This window comes from Clostridia bacterium, from assembly GCA_019683875.1.
GTDB lineage: Bacteria > Bacillota > Sulfobacillia > RBS10-35 > Bu92 > Bu92.
In genome coordinates this window covers 1-3,576 of sequence record JADGHN010000146.1, presented here as the reverse complement: position 1 = coordinate 3,576, position 3,576 = coordinate 1, and the positions used below count along the sequence as shown (strand labels likewise).

Sequence of the window (3,576 nt, the reverse complement as noted above, 5' to 3'; positions counted from 1 at the left end):
CCGAAGGCGAGCAGGTGGGCCGTCAGCGTCGTGCCGACATTCGCGCCCAGGACGAGGCACGCCGCCGCGGAAAGGTCCAGCAGCCCGGCGTCCGCGAGGCCGACGAGGAGGATCGTGACCACGCTTGACGACTGCACCGCGGCCGTGACGGCGGCGCCCACGAGAAAGGCCAGCCACGGCCGCCGGCCGGCCCGCTGGACGGCGGCGGCGAGCCGGCCGGCGGCCAGGCGCGCGAGCCCCGCGGTGGCTGTCTTCATGCCAAACAGCAGGGCGGCGAGCCCGGCGACCAGCTCGATGGCGTCCACGATCGTCACTGCGCGCGCCTCCCACGGCGTCATATGGCGGTCGGGGCGCGACGATGCTGGAAGGCGCCGCCGCGGCTGGCGAAGGTTGCCACGGCGAAGCGCGGTCGCTAAAATACAAGCGTTATGCATGCACACGTGGAATTTCGCGCACAGTCGTCCGCCGTCGCCCGCCTTCGCCCAAGGCGGTCCGCCGTGGCGCTCGGCATCGCCATCCTCGTCTGGACGGCCGTCGCCCCGGCTCCAGCGGCGCGGGCCGCAGGCGAACTGCACCTCTCGCTGAACGGCAAGCCCGTGACGCTCAAGGGCCTGGCGTTGAAGGGCGACGTGGCCGTGGTGCCCGCGAAGGAGTTCTTGGAGCTGCTGGGGGAGCAGGTCTTCGTGGTGCCGGGCGGCCGGGCGCTCCGCGCGTTCGGGCGCGACCAGGTCCTCACCCTGCTCGATGGACAAGCCACGCTCGGCCTGTCGGAGGATCAGGTGGACCTGCCCTTCGCCCCATGGGTGGACGACGACGCCCGCCTCATCGCGCCGCTGCGCCCGCTCGCGGAGGCGCTCGGCGTGAAGGTCGACTGGCAGGCCGACACGTTCACCATCACGCTGGAGGACGCGCAGGCGCCGCAGCCGGCCCCGGAACCGGAACGCAAGCCGCGCGTGCCGTTCACGCAGGATGACCTGACGCTGCTGGCCCGCATCATCTACGCGGAGGCGCCGGACGAGCCGTTCGAGGGCCAGGTGGCCGTGGGCGCGGTCGTCCTGAACCGCGTCTTGAGCGGCAGGTTCCCGCACTCCATCCACGACGTGATCTTCGCTCCGGGCCAGTTCGCGGGGATCCGCAGCCCGCTCTTCGAACGCGATCCCAGCCCGTCCGCGCTGAAGGCGGCGGAGGAGGCGCTGTACGGGAGCGATCCCAGCCACGGCGCGCTCTTCTTCTACGACCCGCGGTCCGCCACGGACCCCTGGATCCGGTCGCTGCCCGTGCTGGCGACGATCGGCCACCACCGCTTCGCGACGACGCGCGATCTCGCGCCCTAGTCGGACGCCTGGGGCGGCGGCCCGTCCCGCCTCGCCTCGACCGCGGCCGGCGGGTCGGGCCAGAGCGCCCGCCGCGCGGTCACGTCGACCGCCAGCACGTTCAGCGCCGTCATGCGCTCCACCATCTCCCGCGCTTCCCGCTGCACCTGCTCCATGACGGGCCGCAGCGGGCGCCCCAGCCACAACGCCACGTCCAGCGTGATGACGACCCCTTCCTCGTGGATCGTCACCGGTCCCTGGTGGACGTCCGCCACCCCCGGGACGGTGCGGCTGGCCCGTTCGGCGATGCTGCCGACGACGTAGTCCGTGATGAAGAACTTGCCGAGGGAGCTGAAGGTGGGCCGCACGACCGACTTCTCCACGACGATGTCGCGGTGAAGCGCGTGGCGGCTCCGGTAGAGGAAGCGGAGCGGGTCCACCATGTACCCGGAAAAGCTCTTCTTCACCTCGAAGGTGGGCGCCGGGATCACGTGCTTGCCCTCCGTGCGGCGGACACGCCGGGCGTGGCGGATCTCCTCGTCCGTGGCGACGTCCTCGATGCGGATCGTCCGCTCGGGCCGGGGCAGGTCCAGGGCGTCACAGATGCGGTTCACCATGTCGTCCGACGTCCCGAGGATGAGGACGCGGTCGACGCGATGCTCACGGAGGGCGGCGCGCACCTCGGCCGCGTGGGCCTCGTCGGCGAAGATGGCGCGCCGCACCGCGCCGAGCGCCGAGTGCTCGCGCTTGGCGGACTGGCCGGCGAGAATCCGCCCGGCGTGAATGAGCAGGCCGTCGTCGATGATGTAGGCGATGCCCAGATCCGCCGCCACCAGCGACGCGCGGTGGCTCTTGCCCGTGCCGCTCGGCCCGACGAACGCGTACACCTCCACGGTCGTTACCCTTCCCCGGCCTCCGCGCGGAGCAGCGCCTCTCGCGCGGCCTCGATGGTGCGGGCGACGCACGCCTCGTCGTGGGCGAGCGAGACGAAGAGAATCTCGAACGGCGAGGGCGGCAGGTAGACGCCCTGTTCGAGCATGGCCCAAAAGAAGCGGGCGTAACGGGTCCGGTCGGCCGCGAGGACGTCCTCGTACGTGGCCGGCGGTCGCGGCGAGAAGAAGAGGCCGACGAGCGTCGCCTCCCGCACGACCTGCAACGGCGGCTGCGCCGCCGATCCGGTTGCCGCTCCGGCGGCCGCGGCCGCCAAACCCTCGGCGAGGCTGCGCGCCGCCGCCTCCAGCCGCTCGTAGGCGCCCGGCTGGCGCAGCGCCTCCAGCGTGGCGATGCCGGCGGCCATCGTGAGCGGGTTCCCGGACAGCGTGCCCGCCTGGTACACCGGGCCGGCCGGAGACAGCAGCCGCATGATGTCGTGCGGCCCCGCGTACGCACCGACCGGCAGGCCGCCGCCGATCACCTTCCCCAGGCACGTCAGGTCGGGCCGCACGCCGTAGCGCACCTGCGCGCCGCCCCAGGACAGCCGGAACCCGGTGATGACCTCGTCGAAGATCAGCAGTGCCCCGTGCCGTCGCGTGATGTCGCGCAACCCCTGCAGGAACCCGGGCGCCGGCGGCACCAGCCCCATGTTCGCCGCGACCGGCTCGACGATGACCGCGGCGATCGCGTCGCCGTGATCACGGAACAGCCGCTCCACCGCCGCGAGGTCGTTGTATGGGGCGATGTACGTGTGACGCACGGCGTCCTCCGGCACGCCGGGGCTGGAGGGGTGGCCGTGCGTCAGGGCGCCGGAGCCCGCTTCCACGAGAAACGGGTCCGCGTGGCCGTGGTAGCAGCCGGCGAACTTGACGACGCCCGGCCGGCCCGTATACGCGCGGGCAAGGCGCAGGGCGCTCATCGTCGCTTCCGTGCCGGAATTGACGAAGCGCACCTGATCCACGCCCGGCAGCGCGTCGACGATGATCTCCGCCAGGCGCGCCTCGCTCTCCACGGGTGCGCCGAAGCTGGTCCCGGAGCGGGCGGCGGCGGCCACGGCCTCGACGACCGGCGCGGCGGCGTGACCCAGCGGCAGGGCGCCCCAGCTCATCACGTAGTCGATGTACCGGCGCCCGTCGACGTCCCACACGTACGGCCCCTCGCCGCGCGCGATGAAGCGCGGCTCGCCGCCGACGGCACCGAACGCGCGCACGGGGCTGTCGACGCCGCCGGGGATGACGCGCTGGGCGCGTGCGAACAATTCCGAGGAACGGCTTGACACGGTTCAGGTCCTTCCCTTCCAACCGTCCAGCCAACGCCGGACGCGCGCGGC

4 protein-coding genes are annotated in these 3,576 nt (G+C 72.7%); 1 reads left to right on the top strand and 3 read right to left on the bottom strand.

The annotated features are described in order from the left end of the window. Positions 1 to 314 (bottom strand): Na/Pi symporter (locus IRZ18_09035; GenBank protein MBX5477248.1); only part of this gene is annotated, 314 nt, incomplete at its 3' end. Positions 315 to 497: 183 nt separating this feature from the next. On the opposite strand from IRZ18_09035, the gene IRZ18_09030 reads away from it, so the two are divergent. Beyond that, positions 498 to 1,334 (top strand): cell wall hydrolase, encoded by an 837-nt coding sequence (locus tag IRZ18_09030; GenBank protein MBX5477247.1) that lies wholly within the window; start codon positions 498 to 500, stop codon positions 1,332 to 1,334. On the opposite strand, the gene IRZ18_09025 is transcribed toward IRZ18_09030, so the two are convergent. Continuing rightward, positions 1,331 to 2,206 (bottom strand): Asp23/Gls24 family envelope stress response protein, encoded by an 876-nt coding sequence (locus IRZ18_09025; GenBank protein ID MBX5477246.1) that lies wholly within the window; start codon positions 2,204 to 2,206, stop codon positions 1,331 to 1,333. The two genes, IRZ18_09030 and IRZ18_09025, sit on opposite strands and share 4 nt — an antisense overlap. A 5-nt stretch (positions 2,207 to 2,211) precedes the next feature. Further along, a complete protein-coding gene (hemL, locus tag IRZ18_09020) occupies positions 2,212 to 3,525 on the bottom strand; it encodes a glutamate-1-semialdehyde 2,1-aminomutase (GenBank protein MBX5477245.1) in 1,314 nt (437 codons plus the stop codon). Between the last annotated feature and the right edge of the window lie 51 nt (positions 3,526 to 3,576).